The organism is Nocardia sp. N2S4-5 (assembly GCF_044628355.1).
Lineage (GTDB): Bacteria > Actinomycetota > Actinomycetes > Mycobacteriales > Mycobacteriaceae > Nocardia > Nocardia wallacei_B.
Genome location: NZ_JBIUPM010000001.1, coordinates 2,457,035 through 2,474,883 on the forward strand (window position 1 = coordinate 2,457,035; position 17,849 = coordinate 2,474,883).

A 17,849-nucleotide genomic window follows, 5' to 3' on the forward strand; every position below is an offset into this window, starting at 1 on the left:
CGAGGAACGGCAGCGACCCGATAGCAATCGTTCGGTGATCTCCGCCGCCCCCGCGACGCGATCTCCCACGGCCGACTTCGCTACCCTGGTTGGTGCAATGACCAGGACCGCCGCCCTTCCCCGCGAGCTTCGAACCCGCCTGGCCGATCTCTCGATCCGCGACGAACACCGGTTGCGCCGGCGGCTCGACAAGGCCCGCGGCGGCGACCTCGGCGACCTCGAGAACGACATAGCCGCCGCCGAACAGCGCATCGCGACCCGCCGCGCCGCCGTCCCGGAGATCCGCTATCCCGAACAGCTACCGGTATCGGCACGTCGCGACGACATCGCCGCGGCCATCGCCGCACACCAGGTCGTGGTCGTGGCCGGCGAGACCGGCTCGGGCAAGACCACCCAGATCCCGAAGATCTGCCTGGAACTGGGCCGCGGCATCCGCGGCACCATCGGGCACACCCAGCCGCGCCGGCTGGCCGCGCGCACCGTCGCCGAGCGCATCGCAGAGGAACTGGGCACCGAACTGGGCGACGTGGTCGGCTACACCGTCCGCTTCACCGACCAGGCCTCCGACCGGACGCTGGTCAAACTGATGACCGACGGCATCCTGCTCGCCGAGATCCAGCGCGACCGGCTGCTGCGCCGCTACGACACGATCATCATCGACGAGGCTCACGAGCGCAGCCTCAACATCGACTTCCTGCTCGGGTATCTCAAGCAGCTACTGCCCCGACGGCCGGATCTGAAGGTGATCATCACCTCGGCCACGATCGATCCGGATCTGTTCGCACGCCACTTCTCCGACGAGCAGGGCAGACCCGCGCCGATCGTCGAGGTATCGGGTCGGTCGTATCCGGTGGAGATCCGCTATCGCCCGCTGCTGGCGAACGCCCCGGCGCCCACCGAGGACGACGAGGAATCGGGCAGCGGCGACTCCGTGACGGCCCGCGACCCGGTGGACGCCGTCGGCGACGCGGTCAGCGAACTGCTCGCCGAGGGCGACGGCGACGTGCTGGTGTTCCTGTCGGGTGAGCGTGAGATTCGCGACACCGCAGACGCGCTGCGCGATCTGAAACTCCCCCGCACGGAGATCCTGCCGCTGTACGCGCGGCTGTCGGCGGCCGAACAACACCGGGTGTTCCAGTCCCACACCGGCCGTCGCGTGGTGCTGGCCACCAATGTGGCCGAGACCTCGCTGACCGTGCCCGGCATCCGCTACGTCGTGGACCCGGGAACCGCACGCATCTCGCGCTATTCGATGCGGACCAAGGTGCAGCGACTGCCGATCGAACCGATCTCGCAGGCGTCGGCCCGGCAGCGCTCCGGTCGCTGTGGCCGCGTCGCCGACGGCATCTGCATCCGCCTCTACTCCGAGGCCGATTTCGAGGCGCGGCCGCAGTTCACCGAGCCGGAGATCCTGCGCACCAACCTGGCCGCCGTCATTCTGCAGATGGCCGCGCTCGGTCTCGGCGATATCGAGGGCTTCCCGTTCGTGGAACCGCCGGACCAGCGGGCGATCCGCGACGGCATCGCGCTGCTCGAGGAACTCGGCGCACTCGCCCGGAAGTCCGGGGACGACGACGAGAACGCCGAGAGCACAACGAAATCCGGGCAGCAACGCCGCCGCCACGCGGCCATGGTCGGCGATCTGATGCTGACCCCGGTCGGACGCGAGATGGCCCAGATTCCCGTCGATCCGCGCATGGGTCGAATGCTGGTGCAGGCCAACGGCAACGGGTGCCTGCCCGAGGTACTGGTGATCGTGGCGGCGCTGTCGATCCAGGACGTCCGCGAACGCCCGGCCGAGTTCCAGCAGGCCGCCGACGCCAAGCATGCCCGGTTCACGGTGGCCGACTCGGACTTCCTGGCCTACCTGCGCCTGTGGGACTACCTGCGCACGCAGCGGAACACGCTGTCGTCCAACCAGTTCCGACGGCGGTGCCGCGACGAGTTCCTGCACTACCTGCGCATCCGGGAATGGCAGGACCTGCACGGTCAGCTGCGCACCATTACCAAGGCCCTGGGCTGGCACAGCGACGGGAAGGTCGCGACGGTGCGGGAGGAGACCGACGCGCTGCCGTGGGACGCCACGGCCATCCATCAGTCGCTGCTGGCGGGCATGCTGTCCCATATCGGTGTGCGGGAGGCCGAGACCCGGGAATTCCTGGGCGCGCGCAACGCCAAGTTCATGATCTTCCCCGGCTCCGCGCTGGCCAAGAAACCACCGCGCTGGGTGATGGCCGCCGAACTGGTGGAGACATCGCGCCTGTGGGGCCGCATGGCCGCGCGCATCGAACCGGAATGGGCCGAGCGGCTGGCCGGCGATCTGGTGAAACGCACCTACTCCGAACCGCATTGGTCCACCAAGCGCGGCGCCGCGATGGCGTACGAGCGGGTCACCCTGTACGGCATTCCGCTGGTGACCCAGCGGCGCGTCGATTTCGGCCGTATCGACGCACCGCTTTCCCGCGAACTGTTCATCAGACACGCACTGGTGCAAGGGGAATGGCAGACGCGCCACGAGTTCTTCCACCGCAACCGGGAATTGCTCGACGACGTCGCCGATCTGGAGAACCGGGCGCGCCGCCGCGATATTCTCGTCGACGATCAGGTGCTGTTCGAGTTCTACGATCAGCGCCTGCCCGCCGATATCGTTTCGGTGCGGCATTTCGACAGCTGGTGGCGGAAAGCGAAACGGGATAATCCTGCGCTGCTGGACTTCTCGACCTCGACGGTGGTGAACGAGGACGCGGCGCGGCTGGACCCGACCGCATTCCCGGACAGCTGGCGGCAGGGCGAGCTGACCTTCGGCCTCACTTATCAATTCGAGCCCGGGCAGGCGGATGACGGTGTCACCGTGCATATTCCGGTCGCGCAGTTGGCACACGTCCGCGCCGTCGGATTCGACTGGCTGGTGCCCGGAATGCGCGAGGAACTGGCCGCCGCCTTGATCAAAACGCTGCCGAAATATCTGCGCCGCAGCGTCGTTCCGGCCCCGGACTTCGCCCGCGCCGCGCTCGCCCGCCTCACCCCGCGCGCCGAGCCGCTGCGCACCGGCCTGGCCCGGGAGCTGTCGCGGCTGGGCTCGGTGACGATCACCCCGGCCGACCTGGATCCCGCGGCTCTGCCCGACCACTTGCGCATGACCTTCGCCGCTACCGCGCCCGACGGCACGGTGCTCGATCGTGGCAAGAGCGTGGCCGCGCTGAAAACGGCGCTGGCCGACCAGGTCTCGAAATCGGTCGCCCGCGCCACCGCCGGCGCCGAACGCGCCCCGGCGACGGTATGGACGTCGGAGTCGCTGGGCACCCTCGCGCCGACCGTGCGCCGCGAAGTGGGCGGCCAGACCATCACCGGGTATCCGGCGCTGGTCCCCGAGGGCGAGGGCGTCGCCGTGCGGGTGCTGTCCTCACCGGCACAGCAGGCCGCCGCCATGCGAGCGGGAACCCGTGCGCTGGTCCTGGGTGAATTGCCGTCCTCACCGCGCGCCGTCACCGCGGGCCTGTCCCCGGCCGACCGGCTGGCACTGACTCAGAATCCGTACGGCTCGCTCGACGCGCTGGTGGAGGACTGCCGCGCCTGCGCCGCCGACGAACTGATCGCCGCGAACGGCGGTCCGGTTCGCGATCCCGCGGAGTTCCGGGCGCTCGTGGACAGGATCCGGCCGCGGTTCTCCGAGACCGTCGCGCGGATCGTCCGGCTGGTGGTCCCGGTGCTCGCCGAGGCCCATCGGGTGCGAACCGCGTTGTCGGACACCACCGATCGCGAGATCACCGAGGACGTCACCCACCAACTCGACGAGCTGGTCTTCCCTGGTTTCGTCCGGGAATTCGGCAGTGCCCGGCTGCGGGAGCTGCCCCGCTACCTGCAGGGCGCGGTCGCGCGGCTGGAGGCGCTGCCCGCCTCGGCCGACCGGGACCGGCGCGGCATGGCCGAACTGGATCGCGCGCACACCGCCTACCAGCGACTGCTCGACGCGCTGCCGGAGGCTCGCCGCACCGCCCGCGATGTCACCGAGATCTGGTGGATGACAGAGGAATTGCGGGTCAGCCTGTTCGCGCAGCAGCTCGGCACGCCATATCCGGTGTCGGCCAAGCGAATCGAGAAGGTGATCGCCGCCGTGCGCGCGACACCGGCCCGGAAACCCGTCGGCTGAACCGTTTCGGGTTCAGTCCGCGCTGACGCCGACCGTGTGCTCGGCGCGGTGGCGCCGCAGATCGGCGATCTCCTGCTCGAAATCCTCGGCGGAGCTGAAGGATCGGTACACCGAGGCGAAACGCAGATACGCCACCTCGTCCAGATCGCGCAGCGGACCCAGGATGGCCAGCCCGACCTCGTGGCTGGGCACCTCCGGAGACCCCTTGGCCCGCACCGCGTCCTCCACCTGCTGCGCGAGCAGGTTCAGGGCATCGTCGTCGACCTCGCGGCCCTGGCACGCCCGCCGCACGCCACGAATGACCTTCTCACGGCTGAACGGCTCGGTGACACCGCTGCGCTTGACCACGGATAGGATCGCGGTCTCGACCGTGGTGAATCGCCGCCCGCATTGGGGGCAGGCACGACGACGCCTGATGGCGGAGCCTTCTTCGGCCTCACGCGAGTCGACAACCCGCGAATCCGGGTGCCGGCAGTACGGGCAATGCATCCGAGATCCTTCGTCGATGCCTGCATCGGTCACGGCGATATCGATCATCACCGCATGGGTCCAGCGCATGCTGCGTTCGTGTGCAGCAATCTCGAGGATACCCGCAGGACAGCGACGATGGCCGGGTACACCCCGGACAACCCCGCTCGGGACCGGCCCGGAAGGCACCGGGAGGACCGGCCGCAGCGCCCGCGACCGCCCCGCGGCGGCCGCGCCGCACCGGTCAACGGCTCGAGGCCGGCACGATCAGCGTGCGCCCCGCGGACACCTCGGAGCCACGTAAACCGTTGAGTTCCACGATCTTTCGGACCGTATCCCGCACCGGAACATCCGGCGCCACCCGTGCCGCCACCTCGGACAGCGACTCTCCCGCAGCGACCTGCACCACCTGCGTGGACTCGCCGGCCGACGCGCTCGCGCGCAGGTGCGCCACCCCGATCAGGCCGCATACCACCGCGGCACTCACCAGCGCGGTGACCGCCAGTGTCGCGAAGCCCAGCCGCGCCCGCTCCACCCGGTCGAACGGGTGCGGGCCGCGCGACAGCTCCGTGCGCGGCCGCTCGTAACGCACGACCGCGGCCCGGGGGCGGTCGCCGCCCGGCCGCCGCAGATCCGGATCCGGGCGGGCGGGCTCGGCGGGCCACGAGCGGGTCGGCACGGAGGGGAGGCGCGGGACGGTGTCGAAGCCCAGATCGCCTCCGGCGGAGTCGATTTCGCTGATCGCAGTGCGCATCGGACAGACCTCCAGGTGGTATGGCGGGACGATGGCGTTCGCTCATCTGTTCGAAGAACTGATGTTCGATTCTTACCACGGGGCACCGACAAAGTCACGGCTTCGCGCGACATGCGTCGAACAGATGTTTGATACCTGGTGGCCGGCCGACTACATTCGAAGCACGAAACCCGGTGAGACCCATGACGAGCGCCCGCAGCCGGATCCGCGGCGCCGGGGCCGAACCGAGAACATCCATGAACGGAGGACGGCGACAGTGAGCGAACGCACGGTAGGCGGGCACCCCGACGTGGAGGCCCCCGCCACCGAAACGGACGGCGCCGATTCGCCCGCCACCGGGGCGGACCTCACCGTCCGCCAGCGCAAGGTGCTGGAGGTCATCCGCACCTCGGTCAGCGAGCGCGGCTATCCGCCCAGCATCCGCGAGATCGGCGACGCGGTCGGACTCACCTCGACCTCTTCGGTCGCCCATCAGTTGCGCGCCCTGGAGCGCAAGGGCTACCTGCGCCGCGATCCGAATCGTCCACGCGCGGTGGATGTCCGGGGCCTGGACGAGACGGCGCTGCGCGCGGCCGCCGGTGAGGTCGCGCAGCTGCGCCCGCTGGAGTCGGAGTCCGTCGGCCAGCCGGTCCCGACCTACGTCCCGGTGCTGGGCCGGATCGCCGCCGGTGGCCCGATCCTGGCCGAGCAGGCCGTGGAGGATGTCTTCCCGCTGCCGCGCGAGCTGGTCGGCGAGGGTTCGCTGTTCCTGCTCAAGGTCGTCGGCGAGTCGATGGTCGACGCCGCCATCTGCGACGGCGACTGGGTGGTCGTGCGCCAGCAGAACGTCGCCGACAACGGCGACATCGTGGCGGCGATGATCGAGGGCGAGGCCACGGTGAAGACGTTCAAGCGAGCGGGGAAGCAGGTCTGGCTGCTGCCGCACAACCCGCTGTTCGAACCCATTCCCGGCAACGACGCGCAGATCCTGGGCAAGGTCGTCACGGTGATCCGCAAGATCTGAGGCGGATCACCCGGTACGCACCTCGGTCGCCCGGCCGACCAGGTGCGTGGCTGCGTCGCCCCGGTCGCGGTCCTCGCACAGGATCCGCACCATGTGCCGTCCGGCGGGCACCGGGCCCGACTCGAGATCGACGACCCCGTCGGCGGGCACTCGCCGCCACGGCCCGTCGATGTGCCGCGCCGCGATCTGGCAGTCGTCACCGGGCTTCGCGCCGACGACGTGCGCGGTAATGATGGCGCCACCCTCGAAGGTGACCATGGGCGCCGCCGCCGCGGACCCGGCGCCGGCCAGAAACAGGCCAGCGGCCGACCCGGCGACCAGTACGATGCGGAACTCGAGCGTGCGAGATCGCTTCATGACCTCATGGTCCACCCGCACCGGCGGAATTCCGCGGAACGGCGGCGGTACCGCGTGTTCGAGGTCAGTGCCGGGCGGTCAGCGAATCCCATCGCGAATGCGAGGCGCCGTGGGCGTCCTCGCAATGCGCGGGCGAACGGCCGCCGAGTTCGATCAGTTCGGGCTGGGCGTGGTCCACCTGGAGCGTCGCGTGCTCGATGTGGTGCGCGCGAATCAGCCACTGCGCCAAGTCCTCTCGCACGGCGTGGCAGTCTCGGCCCGGTTCGACCAGCACATGCGCCGACAGCGCGGGCGACCCGGAAGTGATCTCCCAGATGTGCAGATCGTGGATCTCGACGACGCCGTCCCGGGCGGCCATGGCCCGGCCGATATCGGCCGGATCGAGGTCGGCGGGTGCGGCCTCCAGGAAGATCCGGCTCGACGCGCGGACCAGCCCGACCCCCGCACGCACCATCAGGGCGACCACCACCAGCGTGGCGATGACATCGGCACGGGCGAATCCGGTCACGACGATCACCACGCCGGCGACCGCGGTCGCGATGAAGGCGAACAGGTCGGTCAGGATGTGCTGGAAGGCGCCCTCGACATTCAGGCTGGTGCGGTTGGCACGCGAGATCATCCAGGTCGCCACCAGATTGACGACGATGCCGACCAGCGCGGTACCCAACACCAGGCCACCGGTCACCTCCGGCGGATCGGCCAGGCGCCGGATCGCCTCGTAGCCCAGCCACACCGCCAGCAGCAGCAGAGTCAGCCCGTTGGCCTGTGCGGACAGGATCTCCACTCGCTTCCAGCCGAAGGTCATCCGGCCGGCGGCGGGCCGCGCGGCGAGCCGGATCGCCCAGAGCGCCAACGCGATCGAGGCGGCGTCGGTCAGCATGTGCGCGGCATCGGACAGCAGGGCCAGCGACCCTGCGATCACGCCCACCACGACCTCGCCGATGAGGAACACCACGATCACCGCCAGCGCCCCAGCCAGCCACCGCGTGTCGCTGTCCGGCGACGCCTGCGCGTGCGAGTGCGCCGAAGTGTGACCATGTCCGTGTCCTGCGCCCATCATCTCCCCTATTCGTTCGTCCGCGCCATTCGCGATCATATGCACGCATCGCTATATATACAAGAGGCTGGTCGGTCGATCGACCATTTACCGATCGGGCACACTTGCCTGTGCTCGAGAACCGCACGACGGAGAGGAACCCATGCCCGCCACCACCCTGGATCCGCACACCGCCCTGGTGCTCATCGACCTGCAGCGGGGCATCGTCGGGGCGGCCACGGTGCCACACAACGCCTCCGACGTGGTCGCGCGCGGCGCCGAACTGGCCCGCGCCTTCCGCGACGCGGGGCAGCCGGTGGCGCTCGTGCGGGTCTCGTTCGCCCCCGACTGGGCAGACGCGCCGCCGGGACGCACCGAGGTCGGCCGCCCGACGTCGCCCGCGCCGCAGGGCTGGGACACGCTGGTCGACGAACTCGACGTGCAGCCCACCGACATCGTGGTCACCAAGCGGAACTGGGGCGCCTTCCACGGCACCGACCTGGACCTGCAACTGCGCCGCCGCGGGATCACCGGCATCGTGCTGGGCGGCGTCGCGACGAGTATCGGCGTCGAATCGACCGCGCGGGCGGCCTACGAACACGGCTATCACGTCACCGTCGCCACCGACGCCAGTGCCGACCGGGACGCCGACTCACACGCGCACAGCGTCGCGAAGATCTTCCCGCGCCTCGGGGAAACCGCCACCACCGAGGAGATCCTCGCGCTGCTCCCCCACAGCGCCAACTGAATCCGGCCGGGAACGGGATCCTCCCGTCGTCGCCTCAGCGACCACCCCGACCCGGCATCGGCACGCCCAACTGCTGGTAGAGGTCGAGCCGGTCCTGGTATTGCCGGTCCCGCACGACTTTCAGCTCGTCGTCGAACGCGAGCACCTTGGCGTAGTCGATCCGGAACCGGCGTCCGGTGGCCGGGAGCAGCGTCGCGCCGCCGAGTACGAAGTCGGCGCCCGAGGTCGCCGTCCCGATCAACTCGGCCACCACCGTGTCCTCGCCGACGTGCAGGTCGGCGATCTCCTCGGTGTAGTCCGGGAAGGCCGCGAACCAGGCCCGGCTCCACGCCAGCGTCCCCGGCAGATCCAGCCCCAACCCGACAAACGGGTCGAACCGGTAGTTCGCGGCGCAGGTGGCCTCCCACGCCTGCCAGTCCTGCCCGGTCCAGGCTTGCTGCACCGCGTCATACGCCGACCGAATTGAAACCATTTGTCCTCCAGGAACATTCATTTTCTGACTATACAACGCAATAGTTAGACGATCTGCGCCAACGAGGCGGGTGCGAGCGGTCGCAACCGACATGCCCGACGATCTCGCTTGCCGGAATATGGCCGACCCTGTCGCGCAAGCGGGCAGCGCACGAGTCGGAACGGCTCGACAGGATGCGCGCCGACTCGCGGAACCACCCCGTCGTCCCGACGAACACGCTGGTCGACGGGCCGCAGGACACCGCATCCAGCCGCGTAACCCGACCTTTACCGCGATGTCGCGCCGCGTAATCGAGCGATCGGCACGCTACGGCCATGTCCTCCGGTGCAATCCGATCCGGCCACGGCGATCTCCATCCCGGAGCGTCCGGCGGCAATCGAGAGTCCCTCCCCGACGCGGCGTGCGAGCGGGCGGTGTTCGGCGATCAAGTGCGCGAGTTGCTGCCCGCGGCGTCCCATCTGGCGGCCCGGCGGGTCCGTGATCTGCTGCGCGCGGCGCTGCGCGCCGGGGAGTTCGGCACCGGGCGGCTGCCGGGTGAGACCGAGCTGATGGCGCAGTATCGCGCGCCCCGGGACGTGCTGCGGGAGGCGCTGGATCTGCTGCGCCGCGACGGGCTGATCGAACGCCGCCGCGGGCTGGGCACCTCGACCGTGCGCGCCGAGTACGTGGTCCCGGGCGCGCTGCCGCCACAGGACCGCGTGCTGGACGACCACCTGGCGGTCGGACGGATCACGCCGCGGTTGCTGCACTGGGCCTGGACACCCGCGCCGCGGGTGATCGCCGGGCAACTCGACGACACCGCGATCGGCGACGACTGCCTGTGCGTCGAGTATGTGCTGCTCGCCAACCGGAGGCCGATGGCGGTGTTCACCAACTACATTCGCGCCCCCGAGGCCGCCCGGGTGGACCAGTCCCGATTCCGGCGCGACTTCTACGCGCTGCTGCATTCCGGCGGCATCGATACGGCGAGTTGCGATGTCGGCGTGCAGGCCGCCGGCGCCGACGAGCACACGGCCGCGCTGCTGCACGCACTCCCCGGCGAGCCGGTGCTGCTGATCCAGCAGCGCATCCGCGACCGGTCCGGCCGGGTGGTCGATTACGCGCTCGGCGCCTGCCGCAACGAGCTGCTCATCGAGATCGGCCACATTCCCCGCTTCGACCTCACCGGTGCCCACTTACGGAAGGATTCCGCATGACCGAGACAGCAGCCCACCCGATTTCGTTCGACACGGTGACCGACGCGGCGGCCGCATTGCGGCGCGGCGACGTCACCGCCACCGAACTGACCGAGCGGGCGCTCGCGACGCCCGACGACCTCGGCGTGTACCTGGCCCGCTGCGACGAGCGCGCGCTGGCGCGCGCCGCGGCGGTCGACCGGCAGTTGGCCGCGGGCGCCGAGGTGCCGCCGCTCGCCGGAATTCCCTTGGGCGTCAAGGATATTCTCGCGCACACCGCCGCCCCGACGACGGCGCAGAGCCTGGTGCTGGACCCGGCCTGGGCGGCGGGGATCGGCGACTGCGCGGTGGTCCGGCGCCTCGAACAGGCGGGCGCGGTGATCACCGGAAAGACCAGCACCATGGAGTTCGCGATCGGCGTCCCCGACCCGGACAAGCCGTTCCCCGTACCGCGCTGCGCCTGGGACCGCGATCGGTGGGCCGGTGGCTCCAGCTCCGGATCGGGCTCGGGCGTCGCGGCCGGGCACTTCCTGGCCGCGATCGGCACCGACACGGCAGGCAGCATCCGCATCCCCGCGGCGTTCAACGGCGTCACCGGACTCAAGCCCACCTTCGGCCGGGTGCCGAAATCCGGGGTGGTGCCGCTGGGTTACACCCTGGACCACGTCGGCCCGCTGGCCCGGTCGGCGGCCGACTGCGCGCTGCTGCTGTCCGTGCTGGCCGGACCGGACACCGAGGATCCGTACAGCGCCGATGTCCCGGTCGCCGACTATCCGGCCGCGCTCACCGGCGACCTGCAGGGCGTCAGGGTCGGCGTCGACACTCTCGACCGCTATGCCGACGGCGGGATCGACCCCGCGCAGCCCCGGCTCTTCGCCGAAGCCGTCGACACGCTGCGCGCCGCGGGCGCCACCGTGGTCCCGGTCGAGGTGCCGATGTACCCCGAACTGGTGGCCATCGATCTGGTGGTGATGCTGGCCGAGGCGCATGCCTACCACCGCGGAGATTTACGCGACCGCTGGACCGACTACGGCCGCGGCACCCGCATCGTGCTCGCGGGCGGGGCCGCGGTCACCGGACCGGATTATGTTCAGGCGCAACGAGTCCGGCACGTGGCGCGGCGGCGAATGGCGGATCTGCTCGGCGAGGTCGATCTGGTCGTCACACCGACCGGTCACCTCGGCGCACCGCCGCTGGCCTCCCTCGATCCGCTGCGCCCGCTCGGCGCGCTGTCCTCACTGCACACGCCCTATTGGAATCCGCTGGGAAATCCCACCCTGGCCGTACCGATCGGTTTGTCCGGCGACGCCACTCCGCTGTCCATGTCGATCAGCGGCCGGCATTTCGACGAGGCGACCGTCCTGCGCGCCGGCGACGCCTATCAACGCCGGACCACCCACCACCTCGCGAAAGGCATCCGATGACAGCCACCTCCACCTGGTCCGCCGAGCCCGAGGAAAATGCCGCGGTGGAAGCCCTGTACGAGTTGATGGGCACGCTGGCGGAACTCCTGCACGGCTGCGCCGACGCCCGATACGGCAACCCGACCGGCGGTCACCGCGTCGACTGACCTGGGATTCCACCCGGAAACGGGCCGGAAGACGACGGAGTTCCGAATCCCGCGGACCCAGAGAATTCCTCCCGGATCCGATTGTTTCAGCCTTTCGCACATTCCCCGCCGGAAACGCCGAATAGCGCCGGATTCGCTACTCGGGACCGCGCTGCGGTACGGTATACACAATCCGAGTAGAGCAGTGTCTGTGCGAAAGGGCTGACTCATGGCCAAGAAGGTCACCGTCACGCTCATCGACGATTACGACGGGAAGTCCAAAGCGGATGAGACCGTGCAGTTCTCGATTGATGGCGTGGCCTACGAAATCGATCTCTCCACGTTGAATGCCGGTAAGCTGCGGGGTTCTCTGGAACCCTGGGCCGAAAAGGCCCGCAAGGTCGGCCGGGTCAAGTCCGGCACGGTGGCACGGCCGAAGTCCGCGGCCGACCGGGAACAGACCGTCGCGATCCGGGAATGGGCCAAGAAACACGGCTACAACGTGTCCGCCCGCGGCCGAATTTCCTCCGAGATCGTCGCCGCCTATCACAAAGCGAACAAGTAACTCCTGATCGGGGCTTTTGCCCTGGTAATGAGGTTCCGGCCGGGTCCGGATTACCGCGCCACCGCGCGCGATAATCCGGACCCGGTCGTCGTCTCGGCGGGGCTTTCCGGAGTGGAAGACGCGCTCGCCCAGCCGGATCCTGGGGCGGGTAGCCTGTGATCATGGTTCGGCACCGAGCCGTTCCCACATGTCACCGAGTGCACGTCTGATTCCGGGCGGGGGTAGTTGGCATGACACGCGAGCAGGCCGTCGCCGCGTTGGCCCGGCGGTGGCGAATTGCGGTGTCCGACACCGGTTTCGTGCCGATGCCGCTCGCCGAGTTGGAGGCGCTGCTGGCCGGCCTCGTCGAGCGCTTGACGACGGCGATCGCCGCCGAGCCGTTCGACGCGAAGGCCGCCGCCGAGGTGGGCGCCGAACTGGTCCGCGCGAACCTGACCGATCCGCAGGTCCTGGGCCGGACCGCGCGGGCGCTGGCCCCGCTGGCCGAGTCGATGGCCGCGCGGCAGGACCGGGTGATCGCCGCCCTCGGCGAACTCGCCAACGGGTACACCGTGGAACTGCTCGCCACCCGCGCACGCCACCAGGAAATGCTGCACGCGGCGATGGCCGACGCGCGCCAAGCCGCCGAGGTCCGCTTCCGGGTCCTGTTCGACAACGCCGCCGTCGCCATCGGCATCGGCGACACCGCGGGCCGGGTCGTCGACGCCAATCCGGCGCTGGGCACCATGCTGGGCCTGCCCGTGAACCGGCTACGCGGGCTGGCGGTCTCGGAACTGGTCCATCCCGACGACCGCGCCGAGCTCCGGGCGCGCATCACCGACGAACTGCTGGCCGTCGGATCCGGCACCATGCGACTGGAACTGCGCTACACCCGCCCCGACGATGGCGACGGGTGGGCGGCGTGGGCGATCACGCTGGTCCCGGCGGCCGGCGGACGCTCGGCGTATCTGCTCGTCGTCGGCGAGGACACGACCCAGCGCCGCGCGCTGCAGGCCGAGCTGAGCCGTCAGGCCCGCCACGATCCGCTGACCGGCCTGCCCAACCGCCGCCGGCTGGTGGAGTACATCTCGGAGATCATCGCTGCCGCGCATCCCGGCGACCGGATCGGGCTGGGCTTCATCGACCTGGACGGTTTCAAGACCGTCAACGACACCTATGGGCACGGCGTCGGCGACCGGCTGCTGGCCGCGGTGGCGCTCCGGCTGGCCGAGCACGCCGGGGGCGCGATGCTGGCGCGCGTCGGCGGCGACGAATTCGTGGTGCTGTTCCCGCCGCCGTGCGATGCCGCCCGGGTCGCGACCGCGACCACCGCCCTGCTGGACGCGCTGTCCGAGCCGATCCCGGTGGACGACCTCCGGCTCGCCATCTCGGCGTGCATCGGCGCGGTCGTCACCCCGGTGGCCGGGGCGGATGCCGAGCAATTGCTGGATGCCGCCGACGCGGGGCTTTATCGGGCCAAGGCGGCGGGACCGAATCGGTGGGTACTGCACAATCACGACATCACCGCGGGTGCGGTCCTACCCGGCTTACGATGAGCCCGTGCAACCTCTGTTACCCGACTGGGCGGCCGATGTTATCGACCCCCAGAGGCCCAGCCCCGCAAGGGTTTACGACCATCTCCTCGGCGGCTTCACCAACTTCGACGCGGACCGCCGGATCGCCGCCCGACTGGTCGAGATCGTCCCGGAACTCGCGCACACCGCCCGGGCCGGCCGCGGATTCCTGCAACGCGCCGTCGAATATCTGGCCTACGCCGGTATAGATCAATTCCTCGATCTCGGCTCCGGTATTCCGACCGCGGGAAACGTGCACGAGATCGCGCTGCGCGCCAATCCGGCCGCGCGCGTGGTGTATATCGATGTCGACGCGGTGGCGGTGGCAGTGAGCCGCCGATTGCTCGCGGAAAACTCGCAGGCCACGGTGGTGCAGGCGGATTTCACCGATATCGACGGCGTGCTGGCCCATCCGCAGGTGACCGCGATGCTCGATTTCACCCGCCCGATGGCGATACTGCTGGTGTCGGTGCTGCACTCCGTCACCGACGACGCCGCCGCGGCGACGCTGTTCAAGCGATTGTCCGCCATGATCGCGCCGGGCAGCCGGGTGGTGCTGTCGCATCTGACCGCCGAGGGCGACCGCGAGCCCGTGGACCGCATGTTCGCGCTGGCCGAGCAGGCCACCGGCCGTGGCATTCGACCGCGGTCCCGCGCCGAGATAGCGGAGTTGCTCGGCGATCTGACGCTCGTCGATCCCGGCCTGGTGCATATGGCTCGCTGGCGGCCGGATCCCGACGCACCGCTGCCCGAGGTCCGTGCGCTGGACGGCTACGCCGCGGTCGCGGTCAAACCTTGACACCGGAAACCGGGGCGGCCGCGAACGCCGCCCCGGCCCGCTCATCTAAGGAATCAGCAGTTTGCCGAGGAATTCGGAAATCGTGCTCATGAGCTGATCGATGAAATGCGGGATCATCCCTCATCCTTCCCGTTCGCGTTACGGTTATCGATACTCCGGCCCTGGCGATTCACGTGGAATCAGCAGGTACTGCCCGATATTCGGCGCGACACGCGGCACGGATGGGTGCTGATCGGTTGCTGGTTCGTTTGCCCGGATCGGCTCAGTCGGCCACGGCGCCCGCGGCGCCCGCGTCGAGGTAGGCGCGCAGCACCTCCGCCGGCACCCGGCCGCGGGCCGAAACCGTCACGCCGTTCTCGCGGGCCCATTTGCGCGCCGCCGTCGACTGCACGGCGACCATCGTCGTCGGTTTCCGCGCCGCGATCGTCGTGCGGCGCACCCGGCGGGCCCGTTCGGCCCACTGCCGCAACTGTTCCCGTAGCAGTGCCGCGTTGTCGGCCGACAGATCGATCTCGTACGTCGTCCCGTCCAGTCCGAACACCACGGTCTCGTCGGCCGTCGATTCCCCATCGAGATCATCGACGCGCGTGACCAGTACTCGATGTGCCATGCGTGCTCCTTCGCACCCCGTCCCCCGCACTACTCCCCCAGCTTCGTAACTTACTGAGCGGCTCGAACATTCACGGCGCCGTTGGGAAGGTTCACCAACCGCGGCCCGCGGAACGTCGATCCGCGACAATACTATGCGCCCGCGCCCGGCTCCGCGCGGCGGCGAGCGCGAGACCCGCAGTCGCACAGCGATGTTCCCGTGTCCGAGGGCAAGTGAGCCCGCGGGCCGAGGCCCGCCTCCGCAAACTGCCGGCGCACGACACCCGCGACCGGCTCACAAACCCGGGCCGGGTTACTCAGGGAGTCGTCACAACTATGGGCAATACGACGCACAGCAGGTCGGCCGCTCGGTAAAATGCGCAGGTATAAGGTGGTAACACGTCCGACTCGTACCCCGGAATACGCTTCGGAAGGCCGTTCCCGAGCGGCGCGGACCCCGCCGGTTACAAATGAGTTCCCGCCGGTCCGGCCCTTCGGACCGGCCTGCGAGAAGTGTACGGAGTTGGCTACCGACGTCATCGATGCGACCGTGGAATTGCCGGTCGCCCGCAAATCCGTGTGGAATCTACTCAGAGATCCGCAGAGCTATTCACGAGTATTCCTCGGTATCGGCGCGTGCCATCGGCTCGAGACGATCGCCGGTCATCCGCTGTGGCAGTTCCGGATCGGCACCCCCGCGTCCGGGATCAGCACGTTCGCGGCCACCGTCATCGTCGCCCCGGCCGCCCAGACGCTGGAGCTGGAGTGCGCCGCGACGGGCAGCTTCGCGGCAGTCCGGTTGCGCAACACCGAATCCGGCGACGGCACCCGGCTCACCCTGACCTTCTTCGCACCCGGCCGCATTCACCCCGCGGTGGCCGCCATGTCCAATGCCGACATCGTCGCCTGGGCCGAGGACGGGTTGCGGCGGATGACCGAATTGATCGTCGGCGCACCGACATCGATGGTGATCAACGGCGAGAACACGCCGCTGCGCCGCCATGCCGACGTCGCGCGCCAGATGGTCGTCACCGGCGTGCTGCGCAGCTACCGGCCCGGCCGGAGCGCGAAACAGCTGAGCCGCCTTGCCAAATGGGGTTTCAATCTGGCGGGTGGCTATGCCGCCGCGGCGGCGTACACGCCGGAGCGGACCGCGCTCGTCGACGACCACGGCACCCGCACCTTCGCCGAGGTCCACGAGCGCAGCCACGCCCTGGCGGCGGCGCTGGCCCGTCTCGGCCTGGGCGCCGGCGACGCCATCGGCCTGCTGGCCCGCAACCACGCCGGCATGGTCGAAACCATGGTCGCCGCAGGCAAACTCGGTGTCGACGTGGTGCTGCTGAACGCCGGGCTGTCCGCCCGGCGGATCGAGGAGATCGTGCAGCGGCACCGGCTCGAGCATCTGTTCGTCGACACCGAACTGGAATCGCTGGTGCACTATCTGCACTCGGATATCCAGCGGGTTTTCACCGACCGCGGTCCGGGTCCCGGCCACGACACCATCGACGACCTGATCGCACAGGGCCACAGCAGCTTCCGCAAGCCGGCCCGCGGCGGCCGGTTGATCGTGCTGACCTCCGGCACCAGCGGCACCCCCAAGGGCGCCCGCCGACCGCATCCGAAGGGTTTCGCCACCATCGCGGCGCTGCTGTCGCGCATTCCGCTGCGGATGAACGAGGTCATGCTGATTCCCGCCCCGCTGTTCCACACCTGGGGCCTGGCCGCGCTGCAACTGAGCACGCCGCTGCGGTCCACGGTGGTGCTGCCGGAGCAGTTCGACGCGCGCGACACCCTGCGGCTGATCGACGAAAACCAGATCACCACACTGATTCTCGTGCCCACCATGGTGCAGCGGATCCTGGATCTGCCGACCCATGTGCGGGCCCGCTTCGACACCTCCAGCCTGCGCGTCGTCGCGAGCTGCGGTGCGCCGCTGGCCGGCGCCACCGTGCTGCGCTTCATGGACACCTACGGCGACATCCTCTACAACGTCTACGGTTCCACCGAGGTCTCGTGGGCCACCATCGCCACCCCGGAGGATCTGCGCACCTCGCCCACGACCGCGGGGCGGCCGCCGCTGGGCACTCGGGTCGGGGTCCTGGGATCGGACCTGAAGCCGGTGCCCGTCGGCGTCACCGGGCGCATCTACGTCGGCAATCACATGCTGTTCGACGGCTACGTCAACTCGGCGCCGCCGGAGGAGGCCGAGGGCATGCTCGACACCGGCGATCTGGGTTACCTGGACGCTGCCGGAAGGCTTTTCATCGCCGGCCGCGACGACGAGATGATCATCTCCGGCGGCGAGAACGTCTTCCCGCGCCCGGTCGAGGAGGCGCTCGCACATCTGCCGCAGATCACCGATGTCGCCGTGGTGGGCGTGCCCGATCGCGAATTCGGCCAGCGCCTGGCGGCTTTCATCGTCAAACGTGAAGGCTCGGGCCTGGATCCGGACATGATCCGGACCTATGTGCGGCACCGACTGAGTCGCTTCTCCGTGCCGCGGGACGTGACGTTCCTCCCGGCGCTGCCGCGCGGGGAAACGGGCAAGGTACTCAAGCGCATACTCACCGGTATACCGGCCAATCAAACGATTTTGTGAAATATGCCGGACGGCAGCGGACAAGGCCACTGT

The 17,849-nt window shown here is 69.5% G+C and carries 16 protein-coding genes; 10 read left to right on the top strand and 6 right to left on the bottom strand.

All coding sequences use genetic code 11. The features are described 5' to 3' along the window. Positions 1-97 precede the first annotated feature (97 nt). Positions 98-4,150, top strand: coding sequence for an ATP-dependent RNA helicase HrpA (gene hrpA / locus ACFMRZ_RS10845; protein ID WP_400179017.1), 4,053 nt, complete (start codon positions 98-100; stop codon positions 4,148-4,150). 12 nt (positions 4,151-4,162) lie between these two features. Here hrpA and nrdR read toward each other — a convergent pair whose 3' ends face one another. Continuing rightward, positions 4,163-4,639, bottom strand: coding sequence for a transcriptional regulator NrdR (nrdR, locus tag ACFMRZ_RS10850; protein WP_280270676.1), 477 nt, complete (start codon positions 4,637-4,639; stop codon positions 4,163-4,165). A gap of 223 nt (positions 4,640-4,862) precedes the next feature. Continuing rightward, a complete protein-coding gene (locus ACFMRZ_RS10855; protein WP_400179018.1) occupies positions 4,863-5,372 on the bottom strand; it encodes a LysM peptidoglycan-binding domain-containing protein in 510 nt (169 codons plus the stop codon). Between the two features lie 289 nt (positions 5,373-5,661). On the opposite strand from ACFMRZ_RS10855, the gene lexA reads away from it, so the two are divergent. Next, on the top strand, positions 5,662-6,375 hold the full coding sequence (gene lexA, locus ACFMRZ_RS10860; RefSeq protein WP_400182823.1) for a transcriptional repressor LexA: 714 nt from the start codon (positions 5,662-5,664) through the stop codon (positions 6,373-6,375). Positions 6,376-6,381: 6 nt separating this feature from the next. Here lexA and ACFMRZ_RS10865 read toward each other — a convergent pair whose 3' ends face one another. Together ACFMRZ_RS10865 and ACFMRZ_RS10870 are read right to left on the bottom strand one after the other, a co-directional pair. After that, positions 6,382-6,732, bottom strand: a complete 351-nt coding sequence (locus ACFMRZ_RS10865; RefSeq protein WP_400179019.1) for a hypothetical protein — start codon at positions 6,730-6,732, stop codon at positions 6,382-6,384. 64 nt (positions 6,733-6,796) lie between these two features. Next, positions 6,797-7,789 (bottom strand): cation diffusion facilitator family transporter, encoded by a 993-nt coding sequence (locus tag ACFMRZ_RS10870; RefSeq protein WP_400182824.1) that lies wholly within the window; start codon positions 7,787-7,789, stop codon positions 6,797-6,799. Between the two features lie 142 nt (positions 7,790-7,931). Here ACFMRZ_RS10870 and ACFMRZ_RS10875 point away from each other — a divergent pair, with 142 nt between their 5' ends. Further along, entirely contained in the window at positions 7,932-8,516 is a 585-nt protein-coding gene (locus tag ACFMRZ_RS10875) for a hydrolase (RefSeq protein WP_400179020.1), read from the top strand. 34 nt (positions 8,517-8,550) lie between these two features. On the opposite strand, the gene ACFMRZ_RS10880 is transcribed toward ACFMRZ_RS10875, so the two are convergent. Further along, complete coding sequence (locus ACFMRZ_RS10880) at positions 8,551-8,988, bottom strand: ester cyclase (RefSeq protein WP_400179021.1); 438 nt, start codon at positions 8,986-8,988, stop codon at positions 8,551-8,553. A 314-nt stretch (positions 8,989-9,302) separates the two neighbouring features. Between ACFMRZ_RS10880 and ACFMRZ_RS10885 the strand changes: the two genes are divergently transcribed. From ACFMRZ_RS10885 to ACFMRZ_RS10910, 6 genes are all read left to right on the top strand, one after another. Further along, the gene (locus tag ACFMRZ_RS10885; protein ID WP_400179023.1) at positions 9,303-10,184 is read left to right on the top strand and encodes a GntR family transcriptional regulator; all 882 of its coding nucleotides are present in this window, start codon (positions 9,303-9,305) and stop codon (positions 10,182-10,184) included. Further along, a complete protein-coding gene (locus tag ACFMRZ_RS10890) occupies positions 10,181-11,587 on the top strand; it encodes an amidase (protein ID WP_400179024.1) in 1,407 nt (468 codons plus the stop codon). The genes ACFMRZ_RS10885 and ACFMRZ_RS10890 overlap by 4 nt, the downstream gene beginning before the upstream one ends. Then, positions 11,584-11,733 (top strand): hypothetical protein, encoded by a 150-nt coding sequence (locus ACFMRZ_RS10895; protein ID WP_400179026.1) that lies wholly within the window; start codon positions 11,584-11,586, stop codon positions 11,731-11,733. Before ACFMRZ_RS10890 ends, ACFMRZ_RS10895 begins: the two co-directional genes overlap by 4 nt. A 208-nt stretch (positions 11,734-11,941) precedes the next feature. Next, a complete protein-coding gene (locus tag ACFMRZ_RS10900) occupies positions 11,942-12,277 on the top strand; it encodes an Lsr2 family protein (RefSeq protein WP_187687828.1) in 336 nt (111 codons plus the stop codon). Positions 12,278-12,507: 230 nt separating this feature from the next. After that, the gene (locus ACFMRZ_RS10905; protein WP_400179028.1) at positions 12,508-13,812 is read left to right on the top strand and encodes a diguanylate cyclase domain-containing protein; all 1,305 of its coding nucleotides are present in this window, start codon (positions 12,508-12,510) and stop codon (positions 13,810-13,812) included. 4 nt (positions 13,813-13,816) lie between these two features. Beyond that, positions 13,817-14,629, top strand: coding sequence for an SAM-dependent methyltransferase (locus ACFMRZ_RS10910; RefSeq protein WP_400179030.1), 813 nt, complete (start codon positions 13,817-13,819; stop codon positions 14,627-14,629). Positions 14,630-14,891: 262 nt separating this feature from the next. Here ACFMRZ_RS10910 and ACFMRZ_RS10915 read toward each other — a convergent pair whose 3' ends face one another. Then, positions 14,892-15,239, bottom strand: coding sequence for an Lsr2 family protein (locus tag ACFMRZ_RS10915; protein WP_400179031.1), 348 nt, complete (start codon positions 15,237-15,239; stop codon positions 14,892-14,894). Between the two features lie 501 nt (positions 15,240-15,740). Between ACFMRZ_RS10915 and ACFMRZ_RS10920 the strand changes: the two genes are divergently transcribed. Further along, positions 15,741-17,816 (top strand): AMP-binding protein, encoded by a 2,076-nt coding sequence (locus ACFMRZ_RS10920; protein WP_400179033.1) that lies wholly within the window; start codon positions 15,741-15,743, stop codon positions 17,814-17,816. Positions 17,817-17,849 lie beyond the last annotated feature (33 nt).